Here is a 22,475-nt window from a genome sequence, read left to right as displayed (position 1 = left end):
TGTCGTCATCACGGCACCTCCCTCGCTGAGCATTCACTCAGCGTCTGGGGCCGAAACACCGATTAAGAAACAGTCCCAACTGATCAGCAGCATGAGCAAACCGACGATTCCGAACGCGGCCGCAGTGGAGGTGTTGGTGATTTGGGCGTCGGGTAGTTGGACTCCTAGGTCGTCCTTGGCGGCGGCGGCCAATGGCTTCAGTTTCTCCAGGGTGGACGCCGCGATCATGACCGGGAGCAAGGACGTGAAGGCTTGGGCTGCCAGAGTCATGGCGCTGTCGACGAGGCCGACTTCGAAAACGTCGACGGTTGCATCGGTCGCCAGGCGCCTGCTCGGTGTGCGTCTGGCCCACACCATCAAGCGATCGCGCGAATCGGAGTGCAGCTTCGGGAGCATGGAAGCAGTCTTGCTCAGATGAGGCCGCCGCGTCGCGCAGCCTTGAGCGCGTCGCGTCGGTTGCTCACCTCCAACTTGCGATAGATCCCGCGAAGGTGCGTCTTGATCGTGTTGACGGAGAGGAACAGCGTGTCGGCGATGGACTCCGTGGTGTCTCCCGAAGCCAGTTCGCGTAGCACGGTGTGCTCGCCCGGGGTGAGGATCGGCGCACTCACCAGCTCTTGTGGGCGTATTCGATTGCGTACCTGTTCGGCAAAAACTTCCTGATCTCCGAAATGTCCACTGAAATCGTCGAATACCGGCCGCAGGGCTGTGCCGTGGTCGAGGAAGGGGCGCAGGAGGCCACCGGTTTCTGCGGCGTGGAGAGCTTTGTGAAGAGAGCGAAAAGACTTGCGTTCGTGACCTGTTGCGGCGTGGATCCCGGCCTCGAGCGTCCATGCGTAGATGTGATGCGCAAGCAGCGGCTCTGCGGAGGATGCGAGAGCTTCGGAGACTTCGGCGAGGGCTTCTGCGAACTTGTTGGCAGAGAACGCGACGGCACCTCGTGCGAGGTGTATCTCGGAGGTCTCGCCGAACCGATCGGCCGCATCGCGTACGAGTCGGCCGGCCCATTCCACTTCGCCGACCGACAAACAAGCGTTGACGACGGGCGGTAGGAGAGCGAGGGTCGCCAACGCGAAGGTGCGTAGTCCGATCGCACTGAGCATGGCGTCGCGAATGTCGGCGGCAGTCGACCGTCGGTCGGCCGCGTCGTCGAGGCTGTGAAGCCCGAAGGTCACGACGGTATGCCAGCCGAACACTGGCGCGCTGGCGCCGAGAACGTCTGTGCTCCGATAGTTTCCGATGGTGGGGATGCGGTACGGAAGATCACCCGTGGCGCACAGGTACGCCGCGAAGGCGACCACCGACGCTGACAACTCGTACTCCGCTGTCGTCGTGATTCGGTGTTCGATCGCGTAGTCGAGAGCGTAGGTGGAATGCGCCCTCATCGCCACGATGTCGCCGCTGAGGGAAGCGACATACCCCAATCCGGTCAGTGACTTCAGGACGAATCGCGACCGGACCCGTAGTGCCCCGAGGGCGGCGGCCTGGGTGTACTCGACAGTCGCCCTTTCGAACTCGCGCCGGAGCAAGTGCGCCGTCGCCAATTCGAGGTGCACATAGGCCTCGACGTCGGAGTGGGTGCTGTTCGGGCGTCGCTGCAGGCGTGACACCAATGGTTGGTTATCGGAAGTTGCCGAAACGCAGGAGATTTCCAGGCTCATCGCCAGGAACAACGGATCGTCTGCAATGGGGGGATGAGTTGCCTCGAGAAGGTCGAGACATGTCATCGCGGAGGTCACGTCACCGGAATGGAGGGCGGCCGCTGCCAGAATCAGTCGGGTGATCGGGGATTCCGAGACCTGCGTCGGCGCGGATTCGAGGACTCGCACGACGTCACCGCTGTGACCGTCGAGTACGAGTCCCAGCCCGCAGCGTTCGAGAAACGCGAGAATACGGCACGGGTCGCCGATCGATACCTCGAGTTCGAGCGCCTCGAGTTCGAGATGATGGCTTTCGTACCAGGTTGCTGCGCGCACGTGTGCGCGATTCCTCTCGTCGTGATCGACGCGACGGAACTCTGCCCGAAGATGTTCACGCAACATCGGGTGATAGCTGAACCACGTTGTGTGGTCGGCCGAATCGGTACGGGTCACCGGGAAGTTGAACTGAATCAGAGAGTCGATCTCGGATCGTGCGTTCGAGTCGGTCAGAGTTTCCGCCAGTTGGGCGGAGAACGAATCGACTATCGATGTCCGCAGCATGAACGAGGTGATGGGTTCGGGTAAGGACGTCAGCACCTCGTCGACCAGGAAATCGGCGATCGGCCGTGGTGTGTGCGTGAATTCGTCCAGCGCGTCGGCGATGTCACTGCGGCCAGCCAGAAACGCTGCGGTGAGGCGAACAACAGCGCCCCACCCCTTGGTGAAGTCTTCGACGATTGCCAACTCGTCTTCGCCCAACATGATGTCGTATTCACTGAACATCGTAGTGATCTCGGAGCGGTCGAACGCGAGATCGGTGGATGCGAAGCGAGTGAGTCGACCGTCCAGAGCCAAACGATGCCACGTGAGGGGTGGTTCGTATCGTGCGGCGACGATGATCGACAGATTGCCTGGGGTGTGTGTGAGTATCCGATCGAGAAGACTGATCGACAGCGGATCGTGAAGTGTGTGAACGTCGTCGAGGATCAGCGTCGTTCGACGACCGTGCGTTTCGAGAGTTTCGGCGAAGTGCGCGAGCCATTGCTCCACCGGTCGCCTGGATCCCGTTTGCGCGGGAAGCCCCCGGACGGTCGGATCGATAGGCGTGGCGATTGCTTCGGCCAGGGATTCACACAGCACCGACACGTTGTTGTCGCGCTCGGCGAGAGTCAACCACGCCAGGTCCGCATCGGGGGAAGCTCGAGAATACTCGCGCGCCCAATCGGCCAGCAGCAAGGTCTTCCCGGCACCGGCAGGGGCGGACAGCAATCCCACGGGTCCAGGGCCGACGCCATCGGCAGCGGTGGACGCGGTGAGTTTGCGGTGCAGGCGCGGACGCGGGACCAGTCCTTTGACGGCCGACGGCGGGTGAAAGCGACCGTTGATCGGAGCGCCGGGCACGCGCGCACGCTCACCGCGCTGCGACGCGTCGAGTGTCACTGCAGCGGCATCACGAAATGGGCTGCTCATCCGACTCCTGTTCGACTGGCTCCACTGGACGCGACCGCTGGATCGAAATTTTGAACGAGTTAGATGATGCAGAACTACCCAATTCGGACACCTAATAAGCGCCCAAGTAAGAAATTCGGACCAAAGTCCCTGATTTAGTGGAGTGAGTTTCGAACTACGAACGGCGTTGCCAGTTCTACCGCCCGGACGGCGGGGTGCGAGCAAACCTCGAATATCGGTCGAATACCTTTTCCAGGCCCACGAGATCCGGATCTGACAACAAGGCTGCCAGAAGTACACGTGCCTGCCCGGCCCGAAGATCGGTGGAAAATACAGCGCCTGCGGCGATCAAGTCGTGGCCGCCACCGCCGCCGCCGTAAACCGGGGAGATTGGCCCCGAGGGCACCCGAGTTGTCACGGCTACCGGAATGTGAGCGTCTACGCAGTCTCGGACGGCCTCGACGATCGTCGGATTGGCATTTCCCGAACCGAGTCCGTCGAGAACAAGTCCCAGCGCCCCGGCGTGCACGCAAGCGTCGATCTGAACGCGATCTGCCCCGGGATACACGGCGATGATGTCGACGCGGGTGTCAGAAATCGGATGCCACGGCAATGGTTCGGGAGTGCGCAGCAGGGCCGGGTCGTGCACGGAGCGGAAGGCATCGAGTGCCGTCGTATCGGCCTTTCTTGTACCTGCGGCCGGATGGACCGAACCGCCGAATGCGATGAGGACACCACGCCCGTGTGACGAGATGTCCAGCCCGGCTGAGATCGCCGCGGCGAGATTCGAACGAGCGTCGGATTCGGGATGGTCGAACGTGCGCTGCGCCCCGGTGAAGACCACCGGGCGTTGATCGTCGTGGTGCAGGTCCAACAAGAACGCAGTTTCCTCCATCGTGTCGGTGCCGTGAAGCACGACCACCGAGTCGAGTCCGGGATCCTTCAATTCATCGGCTACGGCATCGCGAACACGATCCATATCCGCGAAGGTCATGCTGGAACTGTCCTTCGACATCACGTCCACGACCCGAAGCTCGATGTCGGTCTGCTCATTGCCGAGCAGATCTGCACCGGTGATTGCGGGCCGGCTGATTCCCTGCGCATCCCGGGTGCTGGCGATGGTGCCTCCGGTAGTCACAACTGCGACTTTCGACACTGTGGTCCTTTCACGTCATGCTGCGGGGGATAGATGGCCAACGCGCTTACACGATTCCTGGCGCCGTACCAACCAATCATCAACAGCGGTGCGATGATCGCGATGGATCCGACGGTCCACGTTCCAACAGGGTTGTCGAATGCCATCAACACGATAACGACCGCAAGAAAGATCAGTGTCGCGATCCCTGTGTACGGTGCGCCGAATATGCGGAATGGAGGGCGAGTGACTTTGCCTTGTTTCGCAAGTTGCCAGAGCTTCAACTGGCACAACACTATTACCGCCCACGCACTGATGATGCCGAGGGCCGCAAGATTGAGGACTATTTCGAAGGCTTGCGCTGGGACAACAGCATTGAGCCCGACGCCGAACAGGATGACTACACCGGTGAGTGCGATTCCCCCGTACGGCACTCCAGCTTTGTTCATTTTGGCAGCGAAGGCAGGCGCCGAGCCTGCCATCGCCATCGAATGGAGTATTCGTCCGGTCGAATACAATCCGGCGTTGAGGGAAGACAAGGCTGCCGTGAGAACGACCAGATTCATGATCGCATCCGCGCCTTGGATGTTGATCGAACCGAAGAATGTGACGAATGGACTTTCACCGGCGTGGTACTCCGTGTACGGGAGCAACAGCGAGAGCAGTAGAACCGATCCCACGTAGAAGACGAGGATCCGAATGATCACTGTGTTGATCGCCTTGGGTATCACCTTCCGGGGATTTTCGGTCTCTCCTGCCGTGGTTCCCACGAGTTCAATTGAAGCGTAAGCGAACACGACGCCCTGAATCACGACGACTGCCGGCAGTATTCCGTTGGGGAACAGCCCACCGTTGTCGGCGATCAGGCTGAATCCGGAGGAATGCCCTTCGATGGGCGTGCCGAAGAGTACGAAATAGACACCGAACCCGAGGAACGCGGTCAACGCCACGACCTTGATCAACGCGAACCAGAACTCCAGCTCGCCGAAGACTTTCACGGACACCAGATTCAGTCCGAGAACCAGTACCACCGCGATCAGAGCGAACATCCACTGATCGATGTGCCCCAGTGGCGCCCAGTACTTTTTGAAGAAGTTCATGTACAACGCCACAGCCGTGACATCGACCACGGCAGTCATTGCCCAGTTCATCCAGTACAGCCAACCCGCAGCGAAAGCCATCTTTTCGCCGAAGAATTCACGTGCGTAGGAAACGAAGGATCCGGAAGTCGGTCGGTGCATCACCAGTTCGCCGAGTGCCCTCAGGATCAGGAACGCGAAGAACCCGCACAGCGCGTACACGAGAACCAAGGCCGGGCCCGCCTGTTGTAGTCGCCCTCCTGCACCCATGAAAAGGCCGGTTCCGATCGCACCACCGATCGCTATCATCTGAATCTGTCTGGGGCCGAGCGCCTTCTGATATCCGAGATCCTCTTCAGTGGCAACTACGGCGTGAGGTGCCTCTTCTCGTTCGACGGTCATCAAACCTCCTCCGCAACGGCGGTAGCATGAGACTTCTCGCCCGAAACGCGGAGGTTGGCGAGATGTTCGGGGCTGAGCAACCGATCGAGTTCCTCGCGGTCGAGCAGGCCGGCTTCGATTACGAGATCGGCGACGCGGCGCCCGGAAATCAACGCCTCCTGGGCGATCCGAGTGGACGCGGTATATCCGATGTAGGGGTTGAGCGCGGTGACGAGGCCGATGGAGTCTTCGACTCGCGCGCGCAGCAGTTCGGTGTTGGCCGTGATGCCGAGTACGCACCGGTCCGCCAGAATGCGGCAAGCCGCGCCGAGGTGTCGCATTCCTTCGGACAGTGAGTGCACGATGATCGGCTCGAAGGCGTTGAGTTGGAGCTGCCCGGATTCCGCAGCCATCGTGATCGTCACGTCGTTGCCGATGACTTCGTACGCGACCTGATTGAGGACTTCGGGAATGACCGGATTGACCTTGCCCGGCATGATCGACGAACCTGCCTGCACCGGTGGAAGATTGATCTCGTTCAATCCTGCTCGAGGACCAGAGGAGAGGAGCCGAAGATCGTTGCACACCTTGGACAACTTCACAGCGACCCGCTTGAGTACGCCGGAGAGGTGGACGAACTGGCCCACGTCTTGGGTCGCTTCGACCAGATCAGTTGCCAACACCAGCGGCAGTCCGGTCAACGCGCCCAGGTCGGAACAGGCCACCTCGGCGTAGCCGGCAGGTGCGTTGAGGCCAGTGCCGATAGCAGTGGCGCCGAGGTTGATCTCGTGAACGAGTAGAGCGGCCTCAGCCAGACGCGCCCGGTCCTCCTCAATCATGACCGCGTAGGTGCCGAACTCCTGACCCAGAGTCATCGGCACGGCGTCCTGCAGTTGGGTGCGTCCCATCTTCACTGTGTCGGCGAACTGGAGAGATTTGGTCGTGAACGCATTCTGAAGTACATGAAGTGCATCCAGCAGGTCCTCGATCGCGAAGATCGTGGAGATATTTACGGCCGTGGGGTAGACGTCGTTGGTCGATTGGCTCAGGTTCACGTGCTCATTGGGGTGAAGTCGTTCGTAGTCGCCGCGCTGGTGGCCGAGGATTTCCAACGCGCGATTGGCGATGACCTCGTTGGCATTCATGTTCGTCGACGTTCCGGCGCCACCTTGGATGACGTCCACCACGAACTGTTCGTGCCACCGACCGTCCACGATTTCCTTGCATGCCTGTGAGATGGCCTCGGCGCGCGGGCGGTCGAGGATGCCCAGCTTCTCGTTTGCGCTGGCTGCGGCCCACTTGACGTAAGCGATGCCGCGGATCAGATGCGGGTTCGTGGCGATTGTTCGACCAGTGATCGGGAAGTTCTCCATTGCGCGCAAGGTGTGGATACCCCAGTACGAATCGGCTGGAACTTCGCGATCGCCGAGTAGATCGTGTTCTGTTCGCGTTTCGAGCACTTGATCAATTCCTCGTGTCTCTTCGCGCAAGCATCACTCTGCGCGGTGGGTGTATTTCGGGATCGCAGCGCTGACGGACATGTAGTAGACCCGCCCAGCTATCGGGCTATCAGGCTGTCTGACAGGTGTCATTGTTACCTCGCTCACTCAGGCACGTCAACCCTTCACCAGGTGCGATGTTTGACGCGGGACTTCGGCAGTCGCGACAATGACGGCATGAACCTGTCAGACAGCTGGGCCACCAGGCGACCCGTCGCCGCGCGGGTGAGTGCTGCCGAGGCAGTTCTCGCAGACCTCCGTGCCGCAATAACCTCCGGAGAACTGGCAGTCGGAGAGCGGCTCCCGTCCGAGGCGTCCCTGGCCGAAAGACACGGGGTCAGTCGATCGGTCATCCGTGAAGCCCTGCGCTCGTGCCATGCTCTCGGGCTCACTGAGACAAAATCCGGGCTCGGCACCTTCGTCGTCAGCGACTCGATAGCGCGAGACCTCGACTTCGGCAGTTATGCGGCCAACGAATTGGTCGAAGCGCGGCCTCATGTCGAAATTCCGGCCGCAGGATGGGCTGCCCAACGACACACAGTGGAGGAACTGGCGGCCCTCCGCGGACTGGTTCAACAGATGCGTGAGGAAGATGACCCGCTCGTATGGGTTGCACTCGATGCGCAATTTCACGGACTGATTGCAAAAGCCAGTAGAAATCGGGTCTTCGAGTCGGTAATCGTCGATATCCGTGAAGCGTTGACAAGGCAATCCGAGACACTCAATCTTGTTGCCGGTCGCCAGGAAAAGTCGAACAAGGAACACGAACGAATAGTCGAAGGAATCGCATCCGGGAGTTACGACCACGCCTCCAGGGCGATGGCCGAACATCTGGACGCCGTCAGGATGACGCTTGAAACTCTTGTCCAAGAAAGTGATCCGCTGTGACGGCGCGGCCGCGTAGGTCTGTCCTCGCCTGCGCAATCTTCGCGGTATCAGTGACCGGAGCGTTGGCGGGTTGCAGTTCGTCCGACACCTCGGTGGCACCGACTACCGCGTCGTCTGTGACTACCACGGCAGCCGCACCGCCTACGAGTGCCTTGTCACCATCGACGCCGGAATCAGAACGCGCCCTCTTCGACGCTGTAGACCGCAATGACCCGGCAGCGATCACCGCTGCCCTGGATGCCGGCGCGAACATCGAAGCTCGCGGCGGAGGCGAACGCACTCCGCTCGTCGAGGCCACCAAGAACAACGCCGTCGCCGCGGCGTCGACGTTGATTCTTGCCGGGGCAGACGTGAATGCGAAGGACTCCATGCAGGATTCGGCCTTCCTGTATTCCGGAGCTGAGGGATTGAACGAGGTTCTGGCGCTCACGCTCACCCACGGCGCGGACGTCGACAGCGTGAACCGTTACGGCGGTACGGCTCTGATTCCCGCGAGTGAACACGCGCATGTCGAGACGGTCCGGATGCTGATCGCTGCCGGGGTCCCGGTCAATCACGTCAATGATCCAGGGTGGACTGCCCTACTCGAAGCTGTTGTGTACGGTGACGGATCCGCGCGCTATGTCGATGTGATCACCCAGCTCCTCGACGCTGGGGCAGATCCCTCGATCCGGGATGCGTCGGGAAAGACCGCGTTGGACAATGCCGAAAGTCGTGGTCAGGCAGACGTTGTGGCGCTGCTTCAATCGCGGAGCTGACGCCAACGAGTCGGGCTGACTCCGTAGGCCTGCCGAAAGCGTCGGCTGAAGTGGCGGACACTCATGTCCGTCGCACCCGGTGTTTCCAGGATCGAAACGGGCATGTCCAGGCTTACCGCAGTTTCTCGCTTTTCGACGAGAGCGAAGGAAACGCATGAAGATCTCACGTGTATTCACAGCAGTTCTGGCAATGCTCGTGACAGTCGCGGCCGGACTGATCTTCGGCTCTGGCGCCGCGGTGGCAAGCCAACTGTCGTTCTGGTTCACGGCGCCTTTGCCGACGCGACCAGTTGGGACGGCGTCGCCGCCGACTTACGCTCGCGCGGCTATCGAGTCGTGGTGCCGGACAATCCTCTGCGTGGGCCGGCTTACGATGCGTCCGTGATCGAGAAGACGGTTGCGGACATCGACGGACCCGTCGTGCTCGTAGGCCACTCGTACATCGCGGCGGTTGCTCCGGTTCAGGGAGAACCGGTACAGATCACGATCGATCCGATCCGATTCCCGGGCAGCCAATTGCTGCCGCCGGCTCTGGGATTGAAGATCGTGGACGATCCTCACGCGATCGGCGGTAAGAATGTCGACGGCGATGTCACGGACGAGTATTTCCATTCCGTCTTCGCTCCGGACGTTTCCGACGAGACAGCGGCAACGATGTTGGCGCATCAGAAGTCTGCGGCTTTGTGGGCGAACCTCGAGCTCGGCGGGCCTCCGTCGTGGGCGAACACACCGAGCTGGTATCTGGTCGCCGGTGAGGACCGAGTGATCCCCGCGACGGCGCAGCGGTTCATGGCAAACCGGATGGGAGCGAACACGAGCGAACTACCGACGTCACATGCATCGCTGGTTTCACAGCCAGGGGCAGTGGCAGACGTGATCGTGGCGGCCGCTCACGGTTGAGTGAGCGACCGCCACGAGAGAAGAACAGGGTCAGGCGGAAACGATCACCGAGGAGCCGTGGCCGAACAGGCCCTGGTTGGCGGTGATTCCGATGCGAGCACCTTCGACCTGGCGGCCTTCGGCCTGTCCACGAAGCTGCCAGGTGAGCTCGCAGACCTGCGCAAGTGCCTGTGCGGGAACGGCTTCGCCGAAGCACGCGAGTCCGCCGGACGGATTGACCGGGATGCGGCCACCGATGCTGGTGTCACCCGCACGTAGAAGGTGCTCGGCCTCGCCGCGCTTGCACAGCGCGAGGTCTTCGATCCAGTCCAGTTCCACGGAGGTAGCGAGGTCGTAGACTTCGGCGACGTCGACGTCCTCGGGAGAGATCCCGGCTTCCTCGTACGCGGCGTAGCCGATGGATTCCTTGAACGTGCGCTCCGGAGCCGGGACGGCGGAGCTGGAATCGGTGGAGAAGTTCGGCATATCCATGATCGTCTGCGGGAACGTCGGCGTGACCGTCGAAATAGCCTTGATGCGAACAGGTTCCGCGATGCCCATCTTGCGGGCGTATTCCATCGACGTCAGCAAGATTGCGGCGCCGCCGTCGGACGTCGCGCAGATGTCGAGCAAATGCAAAGGATTGGACACCACGGGGGAGGCCAACACGTTCTCGACGGTGACTTCCTTGCGGTAGCGCGCATTCGGATTATTGAGCCCGTGCTTGGCGTTCTTGACCTTCACGTTGGCGAAGTCCTCCGCGGTGGCGCCGTAGAGGTCGATGCGACGACGCGCGTTGAGCGCGAAGTAGGCTGGGTTGGTCATACCCATGAGGCGGAAGCGCAGCCAGTCCGGGTCGTCCCAACGCTCACCGGCAACGGGAGCGAGGAAGCCCTTGGGCGTGGTGTCGGCACCGACAACCAGCGCAACCTCACTGAGACCGGCCAGGATTCGGGCGCGTGCGGTATCGAGTGCCTGGGCTCCAGTCGCACACGCGGCGTACGACGTGGCGACGCGAGCGCCGTTCCAGCCGAGTGCCTGCGCGAAGGTGGCTCCGGCGACGTATCCGCCGTAACCATTGCGGACGGTCTCACCACCGACGATGAAGTCGACGTCCTGCCAGTCAACGCCCGAATCGGCGAGCGCGGCGCGAGCGGCGGCAACGCCGTACTTCACGAACGACTGTCCCCACTTGCCCCACGGATGCATGCCCACACCGAGTACTGCGACGTCTTTGCTCATGACTGCGACTCCTGATCGGCGGCGACAGGCTTCCAGCGCCACGTCGTACGTACTCCGGTTTCGTCCGTGTACAGCGGCTCGACAACCAATTCGACGGTATTGCCGACCTTGAGATCGTCGACGCCGAATCCGTCGGCCACCTGCCCGAGGATGACGATGCCCTCGGGCAGTTCGACTGCGGCGAGAGCAAAAGGCTCGTACGGATCCGAGCGCGGGATGTACGGCGGCGGGGGCTGGTACTGCGCGTCGGTGTACGACCAGACAGTGCCGCGGCGGGAGAGTTCCACGTCGTCGAACTCCTCGCTGAAGCAGCTCGGGTTCTTGCAGAACGTCGCCTCACGAGGGAAGGAAATGGTGCCGCAGGATTGGCACTTCGTGCCGATCAGAGCAGGTTCGTCGCCGGTGGTGAACCAACCCTCTACTGCAGGTGTCACACTCCCGTTCGGCGCCGGCGTTGCAGTCTCGCTCATGCAATCCTCATCTGGTTGGCGAGCCTGATCCGGGGGGATCGTGAGCTCGCTGTGCCGCTTACTGGAACAGGTTGCAGTATTACACGATTTTGGCCGCTGACGGGCATATATTTTCGCTGAGTGGGACGCTGCCGGAACGCAGACAGCCCCGCCGGGCAGACGAGTCTGCAGGCGGGGCCGTGTGCGTGAAAGCAGCTGTTTACCGGTAGCGGATCAGCGAGCGCGAACGGGTCGACCGAATCGACGCGTCGGTTTCACCCGGGCCGCAGCGTCGAGAATGGAGGTGATTTCGACCTGGTCCAGAACCTTTTCGCGGACACGGTCGTGCGCAGCGCCGCGTTCCAGTTCCGCCTTGTCGATGGCGTGCCAGCCCTCGCGGTCGACTACGTCGGACTGTCGCGCCCGGACCAGACGATCGACTGCGGAGTCGTCGGCGACCGGATTGGTCAGGCGTCCGTCGTTGAAGTCGTCGACGAGCATCCTGATCGTTTCCTGCGCGCAGGACTTGTTGGTGCCGATGAACCCACTCGGTCCGCGCTTGATCCAACCGGTCGCGTAGACGCCGGTGGCGGGATCACCGTTCGGAGCCTCGAGGACGCGGCCGTGCTCGTTCGGAATGACCGAACCACGCTCGTCGAACGGGACGCCGGTGATGGGCACTCCGCGGTAGCCGATCGAGGTGAGGACCAAACCGGCATCGATGGTCTCGGTATCGCCGGTCGCCTCGATCTGCACGGTTCCGTTGGCGTCGACAAGGGCGTTGCGAGCGAACTCGATTCCACTGACATGATCGTCGCCGGTGATCGACGTCGGCGTGAGCAGGTAGCGCAACGTGATGCGCTTGTTGCCGACGTCGACGTGATCGCGGTTCTTCAGGGCTTCGAGGAGACGCAATTTCTGCTCGACGGCATGCGGAAGCTCGCCGCGTTTTGCCAGTTCTTCGGTGGCCGAGTCGAGAACCATGTCGTCGGGTCCGACGGACAGTTCGATGTCCGGCAGTGCCATCAGGCCGGTGAACTCGGGGACTGTGAACGCGGACTGCGCGATTCCGCGTCGACCCACGATGACAACTTCTTCGACGCGACTCTTCCGCAGAGCGGCGAGTGCGTGAGCGGAGATGTCGGTACCCGCCAACTTCTCGGGATCGGCCGTCAGGATACGAGCGACGTCGAGGGCGACGTTTCCGTTTCCGATGATGACCGCGCGGCGATGCGAGAGGTCGAAGACGTCGTCGGCGTGATCGGGGTGGCCGTTGTACCAGGCCACGAAGTCGGTGGCCGAGGCCGTGCCGGGCAGATCAGCACCGGGAATGCCGAGACCACGGTCGGACGAAGCGCCGACTGCGTAGAGCACCGCATGGTGATTTTCGAGCAGTTCGCTGTGCGAGATGTGCTTGCCGATCTCGACGTTGAGATAGAACTCGAAACCCTTTTGCGCGGCGATCTTGTCGAACAAGCGGGTGACCTGCTTGGTCTTCTGATGGTCCGGAGCAACGCCGGCGCGAACCAAGCCGTAAGGCACAGGAAGGCGATCGAAGACGTTGACCTGCACGTCGGGCTGCGTCAGCAACTCGTCCGCTGCATACATTGCGGACGGGCCGGAACCGACGATCGCTACGCGCAACGGCGGTCGGCCCTTGTCGACGTGAGCTGCCGGGATGACCTTGGCGAGAAGCGGCCGGGGCCGCTCTTCCTTGTAGAAATCCGCGTTGATGGACAGGAAGACTCGCTGCGGGTCGGTCAGCTTCGATTCGGGGACGATGGCGTCGACCGGGCAGGCCGAGACACATGCCCCGCAGTCGACGCAGGCCTGCGGATCGATGTGCAGCATCTCGGCGGTGAGGAAGTCCGGCTCGTCCGGCGTCGGATGGATGCAGTTGACCGGGCAGGCGTAGACGCACGAGGCGTCGCTGCAACAGGACTGCGTGACTACGTGTGGCATGGCGCTATGAGTCCGATCTCGACTGTCCGGGAGCTACGCGGCGGCGTTGTGCGAGCTGCGGTGGGGTTCGCTACGGAAGCGTGATGCGCGGCCGTCCATCTTGCAGGCCTTCCACACCAAGCGCGAGGCACGGTTCATCAGGCCGGTGTCGGTGGCCAGCATGCGGACGTCGCCGAAGTAGTTGCGCAGGGTCTGACGCGATTCGGGCAGATCCCAGAACAGGTCCTTCTTCACGGACTTCGGGATGTCGAACTGCTTCCAGAAGGACTTCGGCGGGATGACGATGGCGTCGCAGAGAATGCGCATGACGATCGGGAACAGCAGCGAGAGGACAAACCGGTTCGGGCGTGACATCAGCGGGATGCGACGACTCAGAAGCTTGTGCGCGAACGAGATGTGACGTGCTTCCTCGGCTACGTGGATAGCCATGACCGACTGCATGATCGGGTGGATCTGGCCGCCGGCGCGCAGGATGCTCTTCTGAATGTGGTCGATCGGCTCTTCACCGGCGAGGACACCGACGAAGAACAGTTCGGGGAACGGACCCGCAGCAAGGGGGATGAAGGGTGCAAGCATCTTCATCGGACGGCTCATGCCGGGAGCGTCGGCACCGATGCGGTTGACCATCTCCTGGAACATCATCGTGTGGTTGCACTCTTCGACGGACTCGTGCGTGCAGTAGCGCGCCTCGGCCGAATCGTTGGGCAGCGTGAAGACGTACTGCATCATGCCGCGGATCAGGATGTTCTCGAACTGGAGACCGACCTTCGCGACGTTGGCCTGGCGCCACATACCGATTTCGATCTGCTTGGCCTCGGACTGCGCCTGGTACCAGGGGTGTGCACCCAGCGGGTCTGTCTCGGCCGGCAGGATCCAGCGGCGATCGTTGGGGACGACGGCGAACTCGGGGGAATCCCAGTCGATGTCGAGGTACGGGTCGAAGTGCTTGTGCACCGAGCCCTCGGACAGGAGTCGAAGCGTCTCGTTGTACGAGTCGTCGGATGCTTCTGCGCGCTTGTCGAGCGGCGATGTGAGCGTCATGGCGTCTCCTCTTCGTTTCGGTCACCGCTGGTGTTTCTCGCGGTATTCGGTGGAATCGAGGGCCGGTTGTGTGATCGCTGGCACTCGGTCTGGGTTTAATGTAACCCGAGGTATCAGGAAAAGCTAGTGGCAGATACTCCTGAATCTCGACGAATTCTTGACACGGCCGAAACGGCGCCATAACTTACTTTTGAGTAATTTCCGCGGGTGCGTCCGAAGTGGGCTGTTCAGGGACGGGTTCGCACCGAATCGCACGCGAAGATCGAACCGAGGCCGACGTGATCAGATCGATTCTCAGCAATCTTGCATTGAGTCCGCCGACGCGTCTGCGCTCACTTGTTCCGTCGCGTGGCGTCACGCTCTCCGACAAGACGATCGTTCTGACAGGAGCTTCCTCGGGGATCGGTGAGGCGACTGCTCATCTCTTGGCCCGCCGAGGGGCCGAGATGATCCTGGTTGCGCGCGGTGAGGAAAACCTCGAACACGTACGCGACGAGATCCACCGCAGGGGCGGATGGGCGCACATCGTGCCTGCGGACCTCTCCCGCGGGGAAGCCGTCGACGAACTCGCGGAGACGATTGCGGATCGATTCGGGTCGATCGACATCCTCGTCAACAATGCGGGTCGCTCGATCCGGCGTAGTGCGTTGGATTCGGTGGACCGATTCCACGACTACGAGCGCACCATGGCACTGAACTACTTCGGACCTACACGACTGACGTTGCGTCTGCTGCCCGCAATGCTCGAGGCGAAGTCCGGACACATCATCAACGTCGGAACCTGGGGAGTTACTGCCGGGGTGATGCCCAGGTTCAGCGCCTATCACGCGTCGAAGTCTGCTCTCAGTGCCTTCGGTCGAAGCCTCGGAGCGGAGTGTCACGGCACCGGTGTCGATGTCACGACAGTGCAATTCCCGCTCATACGAACACCGATGATCGCGCCGACGGCTGACTACGTGAGCCAGCCGGCGCTGACAGCCGATCAAGCTGCGTCGTGGATCTTGCGGGCGATCAACACTCGCCCCGCCGAGATATATCCGCGGTACGCGGGACTTCTCCGGGCAATCGACGTTGTTTCCCCTTCTGCCACCGACGCTCTCGTGCGAAGGGCCGGGATCTGAGGGGCTGGGATTTGACCAAAAACGCGCGTCAGCGCCGGGGCATGGTTCGTCCCCGGTGCTCATGTATTCAGTTGTCGCGGTTCAGGCTGCTGTGGGTGGGCTGTTCCCGCCGATCGGGTGCTGATTCGGGTCAACGGACATCGGCGGGTAGAACACCGTCTTTCGATCGGGGCCGATCTCGACCCGCCATTCGGTGTGGTGCAGTGTCCGATGATGATGACCACACAACAAGATCAGGTTGTCGAGATCCGTTGGGCCACCGTCACTCCAGTGAACGATATGGTGAGCATCGCACCACCCCGACGGAGTCCCGCACCCCGGGAACGCACACCCACCATCACGCACCGCCAACGCTCGCCTTTGCGGAACCGTCGCCGTTCTCGCTTCCTTGCCGCAGTCGAGCGGAACACCATTCTCATCCAACAGGATCCGGGTGACCGTGCAGTCGCACGCCAGCATCCGGGCGGTGTCGATGCTGATCGGGCCCACCCAATCCGTCCACGCGAACCCCAACTCCTCGGTCGACGGCAGCAAGTCCTTCAAAGCCTGCATATCGGTCATGTCTTTGGCGCTGGCTGTGACAGTGATGTGCGGTTTCACCCCACCCTCGATCGGACCCAACCCTGCCCGCTCGTACCGCCGCAGTAGTTCACAAAACCCGTCGGCCCGCCGCAATGCCGGCGTGCGGGTGTCTTTGACGCCGTCCTTCTCCGGTGTCGGAGCCGACAGACTCGACAACAACGTGATCAGACGCGCCCCGTTCACCGCGTCCAGATCACCCTTCACCGACACGCGCCCGTACAAGCCTTTCGAGGCATAGAACTCGTTGCGCTCCGAATCCTCACCCACCGGAACGCCGTCCGCACGGTTGCCGTACTGCTTCTCGATCCTCCGGATCGCCGCCCGCACCGCATCACAATCCGCAATGTTCTTCGATGCCAGATCAAGCAAGATCCCGCGGGCCTTGTCCACATCCGCCGGCGTCATGTTCTTCGGCGGGTGCTGACAAAACGACGCCACCTGACGAGCCTTCAACGCATCCACATCCCCGCGGTGAAATGCATCCCCGACAACAGGTTCGAGCATCAACAACCGTGCCAACCCGACCAACAGGCTGCACTCACCGATCTCCAAATTCGTCGAACCATGCAACCACTGCGCGATCACCCGAAAACCCTTCCCGACCAAAGTCTCCCGGGAAAACATCTCCACGATCAGCAGCACCATCCGCGACTGCAACTCGTGCCGGACACGCACCAGATCCAGAACCTCGCTCTTGAGGTCCTCACCATCCAGCTGCCATGCATCCCGGCTGTCCATGCGGCAATCATATTCGAACACAGATTCGAACGCAAGAACAAATTGATCAAAAATTGCTGCTGTTAAACCGATTTCGGCATTTCGGACATTCGGTTCTCGGCGGGTTGCCGACGCAGTCCATGTGCGCCGACGAGTGCGAGCGCCATCATCAACCCGGAGCACAACAGCATCACGGCAGTCTCGATGAACTGAAAATGCCAGTACCGGCTCTGCGGGTGATAGACCACGGCATGGTGATCGATTCCCTGTTCTCGAAGGCAGTTGTCGATTTCGAGGTCTTGCTGCTGGCGATCGGAATTGTCTGAGCCCCAGCACATTGAGTAGTCGGCGTCGATGATGTTGCCGTCCGTATCGGCGAAGCCGGCACCGATGACCCATCTCGAGTCGAGATTTTGATACGGCGACGGTGCGTATTCCGCTGCACGGGCCAGTCCGTCGATGGGTTGGACGTCGATGTCGGGAGCCGTGTAATGCTCGCGGACCATCGCGCTCAGTGCGACGGGCAGGATGAAGAACACGAGAAGAGTCGTGACCATTGCGACGACGGTGTTGCGTACGAGCAATGCGGCCGCGCTGCCGGTGACCATGGCGACAAAGGTGTAGGCGCCGAGGACGATTCCCGTCGTGTGAAAATTGGGGAACTCCATCAAGGAGAACGAGGTCATTTCATCTGTTGCGGTTGCTCCCCGACCCAGCGAATGGGTCCAGCCGAGCACCAAACCCAGGAGTGTCATCGCAAGCGTGACCGGCACGAAGACCACCAGGATCCGCAAGAAATACCACCGAACAAGGCTGGTGGATTCCCGAAGATCGAGATTCTCGGGCCCCTGCTCGAAATCTCTCGAGAATGTAGTGACGCCGACCAGCATTCCTGAGACGAACGGTAGTAGAAGTACGAGAAGCGTCGTCAAGGTGAGAGCGGTGTCGGCGCGGCAACCGCCACCTCCGTCGTACCAGCGTGAGCAGATATCTCCGAAAACCCAACTCTTGCCTGAACGCTGAACGAACCATCCTGAAATTGCGGCGGTCAGGATCAGGAGGAATATCACCGCCAATGACCATACGATCTGCCCTCGGCATTGTCGCCAGGTCGCGTAGATCATCGGCGTACGCGACTCGGTGATGTGTTGATGCGTCTCATGATCAGACAATACTGTTCGTTTGGTGATATGCACGGATTTCGAAAGCCGATACCCCGGATTTGATCCGAGGTATCGGCCCGAGCTCAGCAGAAGAAGCTGAGCGAACTGATTGCCGCGTTCTGATCAAGTTGGCCGGCATCTCCGACGTTGCCGGCGGCGACTGACAGATCTTGAAGGGAGAGAATAGCGTCCATTGTTATTTCCTTTGTTGATCGGTTCTTACCGATGGATTTGATCGATCGAATTTTCTTGCGGTACTGATCTAATTTCAGGTTCTTGGCCTGATACTTCTGTGCTCCAATCTCCCGGTGGTGATAACTTCCGAACAATTAGGAGATGTGGCAGTTCGACGCACACATCAGTGGAAACGGCTGTCGGGCAGTTGCCGAGCCGGTATGTCGGAGCAATGCCAGTATTCCTGCAGATCCGGTTGCCCAATCTGTCGAGAGTCTCAAGTTCTGCTCACCTGGAAAGTGCAGGCTTCCTTGATGATTGACGGAGTGCAAACCCAGAAGCTGTAACTGTTGGGCCAATGTGCTTCCGCAATCGGCGTCGGCATAGGGGGTCGTGGAGAGCTGGACCAGAAAGAGAATCAATCCAGCTCGACCGTTGAGCAGCCCAGCTTGAGCGGTGAATTCGACTGTGGTGGAGCGGGATATCGCACGCACCGCAGCCGCGTAGCGCGGTTCGTCGACATGGCGCAGAAGCTGTAGAAGCACTAGGCCCACACCGACGGATCCCGATCCGAGATACGGCATCGTCCGGCGCTCCTCTCTCAGCTGCATCGACCCGTCAGGGCAGATCTGCATCACAGACAGATCGATGTCGACGAGCTGGCGTGCATGTTCCAGCGATCGAGGGTCACCGCTCAGTTCGTAGTGGCGAGTCCAGAACAGCGCTTGTCCGCTCGGTCCCCGCATCAGCCCACCTCGGCCGGCCACTGCCCAAGGTGTTCCGTCGGTGTCGCGGACATGCAAGCAAGCAGCTGAAATTCGTTCGCGCAGAGTCTCGGCCACGACAGCGAGAGCAGGTGACACCGTCGGTCGTGAAGCCGATTCCTCGAGCAGAAGGCAACCGATTCCGGAAAGGCCGCTGAAGAGGCTGGAGTCGAGCTCGTCGAGTGGGGCTCTGCATAAAGTCTCGACCCATCTGTCGGCAGTCGAGTGTCGTCCGAGTTGCCGAAAGGTGTGCACCGCACCCGCGAGCCCGTCGAAGAAGCCGAACTGTGGTGGCGCATCCGAATCAACCTGGTGTTCAGTCCATTCCAGAACTGACTCCAAGGTGTCGGTGGGAAGATCATCGGCGAGCAGGTTTCCGCAAGAGCCGTGAGCAATGCCGTAGCCGTTCAGTTCGAACTGGGCGATGTCGCCGGGAAAGAGTCGATCAGAGCGGGAGAGATCAAGCGAGGCGAGGATGCCGCAGCGCAGTAGAGCGGTCGTACGTTGCAAAGATTCCCTCGACGACGTGTCCCAACGATGTGGGCGTTCCTCCGGTTCCGGCGGCTGTACGTCGAGCATCGAGTAGAGCGAGGCACGGAAGGCATGAGGAAGATCGAATCGAGACACCGCATAGGCGATGAGTTCGGGAATCTTGTTGCAATCGAGAGGGAACAATGTAGTAAGTGGGACAAAGAGTCCCAGCTCGATGCATCCCAAGGAGTATCGATCCGCCTCGATTCCTGTCAACTGTTGCGGCGCGGTGTATCCGGGGGCTCCGGTGGACCGGGGCGGATGCGCGTCGATGTTATGGGCCATCTCGAAGTCGATGATCCGAATACCAGACGGTGAGCACATGACGTTGCCAGGGTGAAGATCGGCATGAACGATTCCGGCGTTGTGGAAGCTCTCGACCGCGGTGGTCAGCTGTTGTGCAATATCGAGCGCCCAGGTTCTGTAATCCGTTCGGGAACCGAGTGTCTGGTCCGCACGTATCAGTGGGTAGCGGAGCGCAATTTCCTGATTCAGGGGAGTGCCGGGAGCGCGCGAGGTGACAAGGAAGTGGTGTCCCTCGCGCTCGAACAAGCTGATGGCAGAAGGTGAGTACGGGTTGTCGGCGAGGTGTGTCAACTTGTCGTACTCGTTGCGGATGCGGTCGATTGCGTACCGGCCGTTGGCGTCCGGGGCGGTGAAGGGTCTGCCTTCTTTGATGACCAGATTGACGCCGCTGCTGTCGAACGCAGAGTAGATTCCTCCACTATTGCTGAAGTGCAGGGCTTCTCGAATCGAGAAGGGGAACTCACCTGGTGATTTGAGTTTGTCTTGTTGCGCACGAACAAAGTCCGGGATTTGTACCCAGTCGGGAGTTCTGAAGGAAGTGCCGCGCAGATCTGGCTCGAGCGATCCGTCAGGACGCCGGATTGCCGGGACACGATCGCCGAACGAATCGTAGGTCTGCATGGGCAGGTACGCGCCGTATCGAAGGTAGAGCGGTCCACGGTTCCAGCGCACATCGCTGAGGATGTAGGGCCCGTCGGCACCCGCGACAAGCCTGTCCAGTTCGGTGATGACACGTTGTGTGGCAACACCATCCGGCGGATAGATCGTGATGAATTTTCCGCTGGAAGTTCGATTGGCCTGCTTGCTGTTGGACAACATGAGGTCTGTCGCCGTCCGAAGAAATTTGAACGGCACCAGATTGTGGCCGCAATACGCGGAAACAGTATCGAGCAGTTCCTGTGCATTGGCTTGGGTAGCGGAGCAGTGAATCTTCCATCCTTGTTCTGGCAGCAGACCGTCGGGCGGTTGGAAGTAGTTCCACGGCCCGCTTTGGGGACCTCGCCGCCAGAGTGACCACTCCACAGACTTTGCAGGGACAAAGTGCTGATCAGTCGGTGTTTCAGGTCGAGTGGCAGTTCTGATTCGGTCGTAGAAATGCGAGTCGGCACGTGTGAAGGCAACGTATCGCAGGTCCACGCTCAACCTCCCGGTCAGTCCCCCTGCGGTTTGTCATCGATTGGTGCCACGTCCCGAATCCCCATGTGGCTTGGATTGCTTGTGGCGGAAGGTTATCCGATTCCGGACATTTCGGGCGAAGATTGAAAACCTATCATTCGAAAGTACTAACGGATGGCTTGGGGCCTGGCGAGGTTGCTGATCGCGCGAACCATCGTTGGTCAGCACTTGCTTCGAAGCCTGACGGTTCCTCTTGACGCGCGGGTCACGTCGGTGGTAGTTCTTTAGCGAGCGCTAAGTCAGGTACGCCCTCGATTTCGGTCCGGTGCCCGGCGCCACGAAACTCGGGTGCCGGACCGCCCCAGCAATGCACGTCCTCGAAGGGAACGAAGATGACCAAGGCAGTGATCGTCGATGTAGTCCGGATCGCGTCCGGTAAGGGGAAGCCGGGCGGAGCACTGTCCGGGACGCACCCCGTCGAACTGATGGCCCACGTTCTGCGTTCCATCACCTCGCGAAACGGCCTCGACCCCGCCCTGGTGGACGACGTAATCGGCGGTTGTGTCGGGCAGGCCGGTGAGCAGGCTCTCAACATAACCCGCAGCGCGGTCCTCTCGGCAGGATTCCCCGAGTCGGTACCCGCCACCACGATCGATCGCCAGTGCGGATCAAGTCAGCAAGCTGCGCACTTTGCGGCGCAGGGTGTGATCGCCGGTGCATACGACATCGTGATCGCGGCGGGCGTCGAATCGATGAGTCGTGTCCCGATGGGCACTACGACGATGGGGAAGGACGCTTCCGGTCCGGGTATCGCGGCTCGCTACCCCGAAGGACTGGTCAATCAGGGCATCTCCGCGGAGTTGATCGCTGCGAAGTGGAAGTTCGACCGCGAGGCTCTCGACGCATTCGCTGCGCAGTCCCACCAGCGTGCAGCGGAGGCAGCGGCGAAGGGGCTCTTCGACAAGGAAATCCTGCCGATCTCGGTGACCGATGCTGCCGGTGAGACTTTCTCGCACACCGTCGACGAGACGGTTCGTGCGTCCACTACCGCAGAGGGCCTCGTCGGCTTGAAGCCGTCGTTCTACTCGGAGAAGTACGCGCAGCGTTTCCCCGAGGCGCAGTGGTCGATCACTCCCGGTAACTCGTCGCCGCTCACCGACGGCGCGTCCGCGGCACTGATCATGAGCGAAGAAATGGCGTCGAAGCTGGGGTTGACGCCGCGAGCACGCTTCCATTCCTTCTCCGTCGCGGGCGATGACCCGATCTTCATGCTCACCGCGCCCATCCCGGCCACACACAAGGTGCTCGCTCGCGCCGGTCTGAGTATCGACGAAATCGACACGTACGAGGTCAACGAGGCATTTGCTCCCGTGCCACTCGCCTGGGCTCACGAGTTCGGCGCCGACCCGGCAAAGCTCAACCCGTGGGGCGGCGCCATTGCTCTCGGCCATGCCCTTGGGTCCTCGGGTACTCGTCTGCTGACCACGATGGTCAACCACCTCGAGGCCACCGGCGGACGTTACGGTCTGCAGACCATGTGCGAGGGCGCCGGCATGGCCAACGCCACCATCATCGAACGTATCTGAAAAACATAACCTT

At 61.0% G+C, this 22,475-nt stretch carries 17 protein-coding genes and 1 pseudogene; 5 read left to right on the top strand and 13 right to left on the bottom strand.

Annotation, left to right across the window (positions count from 1 at the left end):
* Positions 1-33: 33 nt before the first annotated feature.
* From R4P65_RS08165 to R4P65_RS08145, 5 genes are all read right to left on the bottom strand, one after another.
* Positions 34-396 carry a hypothetical protein gene (locus R4P65_RS08165; protein WP_317826122.1) on the bottom strand — a complete coding sequence of 121 codons (363 nt, stop codon included), beginning with the start codon at positions 394-396 and terminating at the stop codon, positions 34-36.
* A 14-nt stretch (positions 397-410) separates the two neighbouring features.
* Positions 411-3,110, bottom strand: a complete 2,700-nt coding sequence (locus R4P65_RS08160; RefSeq protein WP_317826121.1) for a LuxR C-terminal-related transcriptional regulator — start codon at positions 3,108-3,110, stop codon at positions 411-413.
* Positions 3,111-3,285: 175 nt separating this feature from the next.
* On the bottom strand, positions 3,286-4,245 hold the full coding sequence (locus R4P65_RS08155; RefSeq protein ID WP_317826120.1) for an asparaginase: 960 nt from the start codon (positions 4,243-4,245) through the stop codon (positions 3,286-3,288).
* Positions 4,224-5,705: an amino acid permease gene (locus tag R4P65_RS08150; RefSeq protein WP_317826119.1), complete on the bottom strand. Its 1,482-nt coding sequence runs from the start codon at positions 5,703-5,705 to the stop codon at positions 4,224-4,226. The genes R4P65_RS08155 and R4P65_RS08150 overlap by 22 nt, the downstream gene beginning before the upstream one ends.
* The gene (locus R4P65_RS08145; RefSeq protein WP_317826118.1) at positions 5,705-7,144 is read right to left on the bottom strand and encodes an aspartate ammonia-lyase; all 1,440 of its coding nucleotides are present in this window, start codon (positions 7,142-7,144) and stop codon (positions 5,705-5,707) included. Before R4P65_RS08145 ends, R4P65_RS08150 begins: the two co-directional genes overlap by 1 nt.
* 216 nt (positions 7,145-7,360) lie before the next feature.
* Between R4P65_RS08145 and R4P65_RS08140 the strand changes: the two genes are divergently transcribed.
* Positions 7,361-8,071: a FadR/GntR family transcriptional regulator gene (locus R4P65_RS08140; protein WP_317826117.1), complete on the top strand. Its 711-nt coding sequence runs from the start codon at positions 7,361-7,363 to the stop codon at positions 8,069-8,071.
* Entirely contained in the window at positions 8,068-8,829 is a 762-nt protein-coding gene (locus R4P65_RS08135; protein WP_317826116.1) for an ankyrin repeat domain-containing protein, read from the top strand. Before R4P65_RS08140 ends, R4P65_RS08135 begins: the two co-directional genes overlap by 4 nt.
* Here the strand turns inward: R4P65_RS08135 and R4P65_RS08130 are convergent.
* The gene (locus R4P65_RS08130) at positions 8,814-8,894 is read right to left on the bottom strand and encodes a helix-turn-helix transcriptional regulator (protein WP_317826144.1); all 81 of its coding nucleotides are present in this window, start codon (positions 8,892-8,894) and stop codon (positions 8,814-8,816) included. The two genes, R4P65_RS08135 and R4P65_RS08130, sit on opposite strands and share 16 nt — an antisense overlap.
* An 89-nt stretch (positions 8,895-8,983) precedes the next feature.
* Between R4P65_RS08130 and R4P65_RS08125 the strand changes: the two are divergent.
* Positions 8,984-9,729: pseudogene (locus tag R4P65_RS08125) on the top strand (alpha/beta hydrolase).
* Positions 9,730-9,759: 30 nt separating this feature from the next.
* Here R4P65_RS08125 and R4P65_RS08120 read toward each other — a convergent pair.
* The 4 genes from R4P65_RS08120 to R4P65_RS08105 all read right to left on the bottom strand — a co-directional run bounded on the left by R4P65_RS08120 (position 9,760) and on the right by R4P65_RS08105 (position 14,402).
* Positions 9,760-10,950, bottom strand: coding sequence for a lipid-transfer protein (locus tag R4P65_RS08120; RefSeq protein ID WP_095972326.1), 1,191 nt, complete (start codon positions 10,948-10,950; stop codon positions 9,760-9,762).
* Positions 10,947-11,420, bottom strand: coding sequence for a Zn-ribbon domain-containing OB-fold protein (locus R4P65_RS08115; RefSeq protein ID WP_161120541.1), 474 nt, complete (start codon positions 11,418-11,420; stop codon positions 10,947-10,949). Before R4P65_RS08115 ends, R4P65_RS08120 begins: the two co-directional genes overlap by 4 nt.
* 213 nt (positions 11,421-11,633) lie before the next feature.
* The gene (locus R4P65_RS08110) at positions 11,634-13,361 is read right to left on the bottom strand and encodes an FAD-dependent oxidoreductase (protein ID WP_317826115.1); all 1,728 of its coding nucleotides are present in this window, start codon (positions 13,359-13,361) and stop codon (positions 11,634-11,636) included.
* A 33-nt stretch (positions 13,362-13,394) separates the two neighbouring features.
* Entirely contained in the window at positions 13,395-14,402 is a 1,008-nt protein-coding gene (locus R4P65_RS08105) for a diiron oxygenase (protein WP_317826114.1), read from the bottom strand.
* Between the two features lie 278 nt (positions 14,403-14,680).
* Between R4P65_RS08105 and R4P65_RS08100 the strand changes: the two genes are divergently transcribed.
* Positions 14,681-15,523 carry an SDR family oxidoreductase gene (locus R4P65_RS08100; protein ID WP_411742521.1) on the top strand — a complete coding sequence of 281 codons (843 nt, stop codon included), beginning with the start codon at positions 14,681-14,683 and terminating at the stop codon, positions 15,521-15,523.
* A gap of 81 nt (positions 15,524-15,604) precedes the next feature.
* On the opposite strand, the gene R4P65_RS08095 is transcribed toward R4P65_RS08100, so the two are convergent.
* The 3 genes from R4P65_RS08095 to lanKC all read right to left on the bottom strand — a co-directional run bounded on the left by R4P65_RS08095 (position 15,605) and on the right by lanKC (position 20,897).
* The gene (locus tag R4P65_RS08095) at positions 15,605-16,843 is read right to left on the bottom strand and encodes an HNH endonuclease signature motif containing protein (protein WP_317826112.1); all 1,239 of its coding nucleotides are present in this window, start codon (positions 16,841-16,843) and stop codon (positions 15,605-15,607) included.
* Positions 16,844-16,905: 62 nt separating this feature from the next.
* Positions 16,906-17,898: a hypothetical protein gene (locus R4P65_RS08090; RefSeq protein ID WP_317826111.1), complete on the bottom strand. Its 993-nt coding sequence runs from the start codon at positions 17,896-17,898 to the stop codon at positions 16,906-16,908.
* Positions 17,899-18,314: 416 nt separating this feature from the next.
* Positions 18,315-20,897 carry a class III lanthionine synthetase LanKC gene (gene lanKC / locus R4P65_RS08085; protein ID WP_317826110.1) on the bottom strand — a complete coding sequence of 861 codons (2,583 nt, stop codon included), beginning with the start codon at positions 20,895-20,897 and terminating at the stop codon, positions 18,315-18,317.
* Between the two features lie 371 nt (positions 20,898-21,268).
* Here lanKC and R4P65_RS08080 point away from each other — a divergent pair, with 371 nt between their 5' ends.
* Positions 21,269-22,462, top strand: a complete 1,194-nt coding sequence (locus tag R4P65_RS08080) for an acetyl-CoA C-acyltransferase (protein WP_317826109.1) — start codon at positions 21,269-21,271, stop codon at positions 22,460-22,462.
* The last annotated feature ends 13 nt before the right edge of the window (positions 22,463-22,475 follow it).

It is taken from the genome of Rhodococcus sp. IEGM 1318 (assembly GCF_033142465.1).
GTDB lineage: Bacteria > Actinomycetota > Actinomycetes > Mycobacteriales > Mycobacteriaceae > Rhodococcus_F > Rhodococcus_F qingshengii_B.
Note: the sequence above shows the minus strand (reverse complement) of the source record. Positions and strands in the feature narration are given on the sequence as shown.

Coding starts and splice junctions, on each gene's coding strand:
- R4P65_RS08165 (WP_317826122.1), bottom strand. CDS start 396: ATGCTCCCGAAGCTGCACTCCGATTCGCGCGATCGCTTGATGGTGTGG.
- R4P65_RS08160 (WP_317826121.1), bottom strand. CDS start 3,110: ATGAGCAGCCCATTTCGTGATGCCGCTGCAGTGACACTCGACGCGTCG.
- R4P65_RS08150 (WP_317826119.1), bottom strand. CDS start 5,705: ATGACCGTCGAACGAGAAGAGGCACCTCACGCCGTAGTTGCCACTGAA.
- R4P65_RS08140 (WP_317826117.1), top strand. CDS start 7,361: ATGAACCTGTCAGACAGCTGGGCCACCAGGCGACCCGTCGCCGCGCGG.
- R4P65_RS08130 (WP_317826144.1), bottom strand. CDS start 8,894: ATGAGTGTCCGCCACTTCAGCCGACGCTTTCGGCAGGCCTACGGAGTC.
- R4P65_RS08120 (WP_095972326.1), bottom strand. CDS start 10,950: ATGAGCAAAGACGTCGCAGTACTCGGTGTGGGCATGCATCCGTGGGGC.
- R4P65_RS08115 (WP_161120541.1), bottom strand. CDS start 11,420: ATGAGCGAGACTGCAACGCCGGCGCCGAACGGGAGTGTGACACCTGCA.
- R4P65_RS08110 (WP_317826115.1), bottom strand. CDS start 13,361: ATGCCACACGTAGTCACGCAGTCCTGTTGCAGCGACGCCTCGTGCGTC.
- R4P65_RS08105 (WP_317826114.1), bottom strand. CDS start 14,402: ATGACGCTCACATCGCCGCTCGACAAGCGCGCAGAAGCATCCGACGAC.
- R4P65_RS08095 (WP_317826112.1), bottom strand. CDS start 16,843: ATGGACAGCCGGGATGCATGGCAGCTGGATGGTGAGGACCTCAAGAGC.
- R4P65_RS08080 (WP_317826109.1), top strand. CDS start 21,269: ATGACCAAGGCAGTGATCGTCGATGTAGTCCGGATCGCGTCCGGTAAG.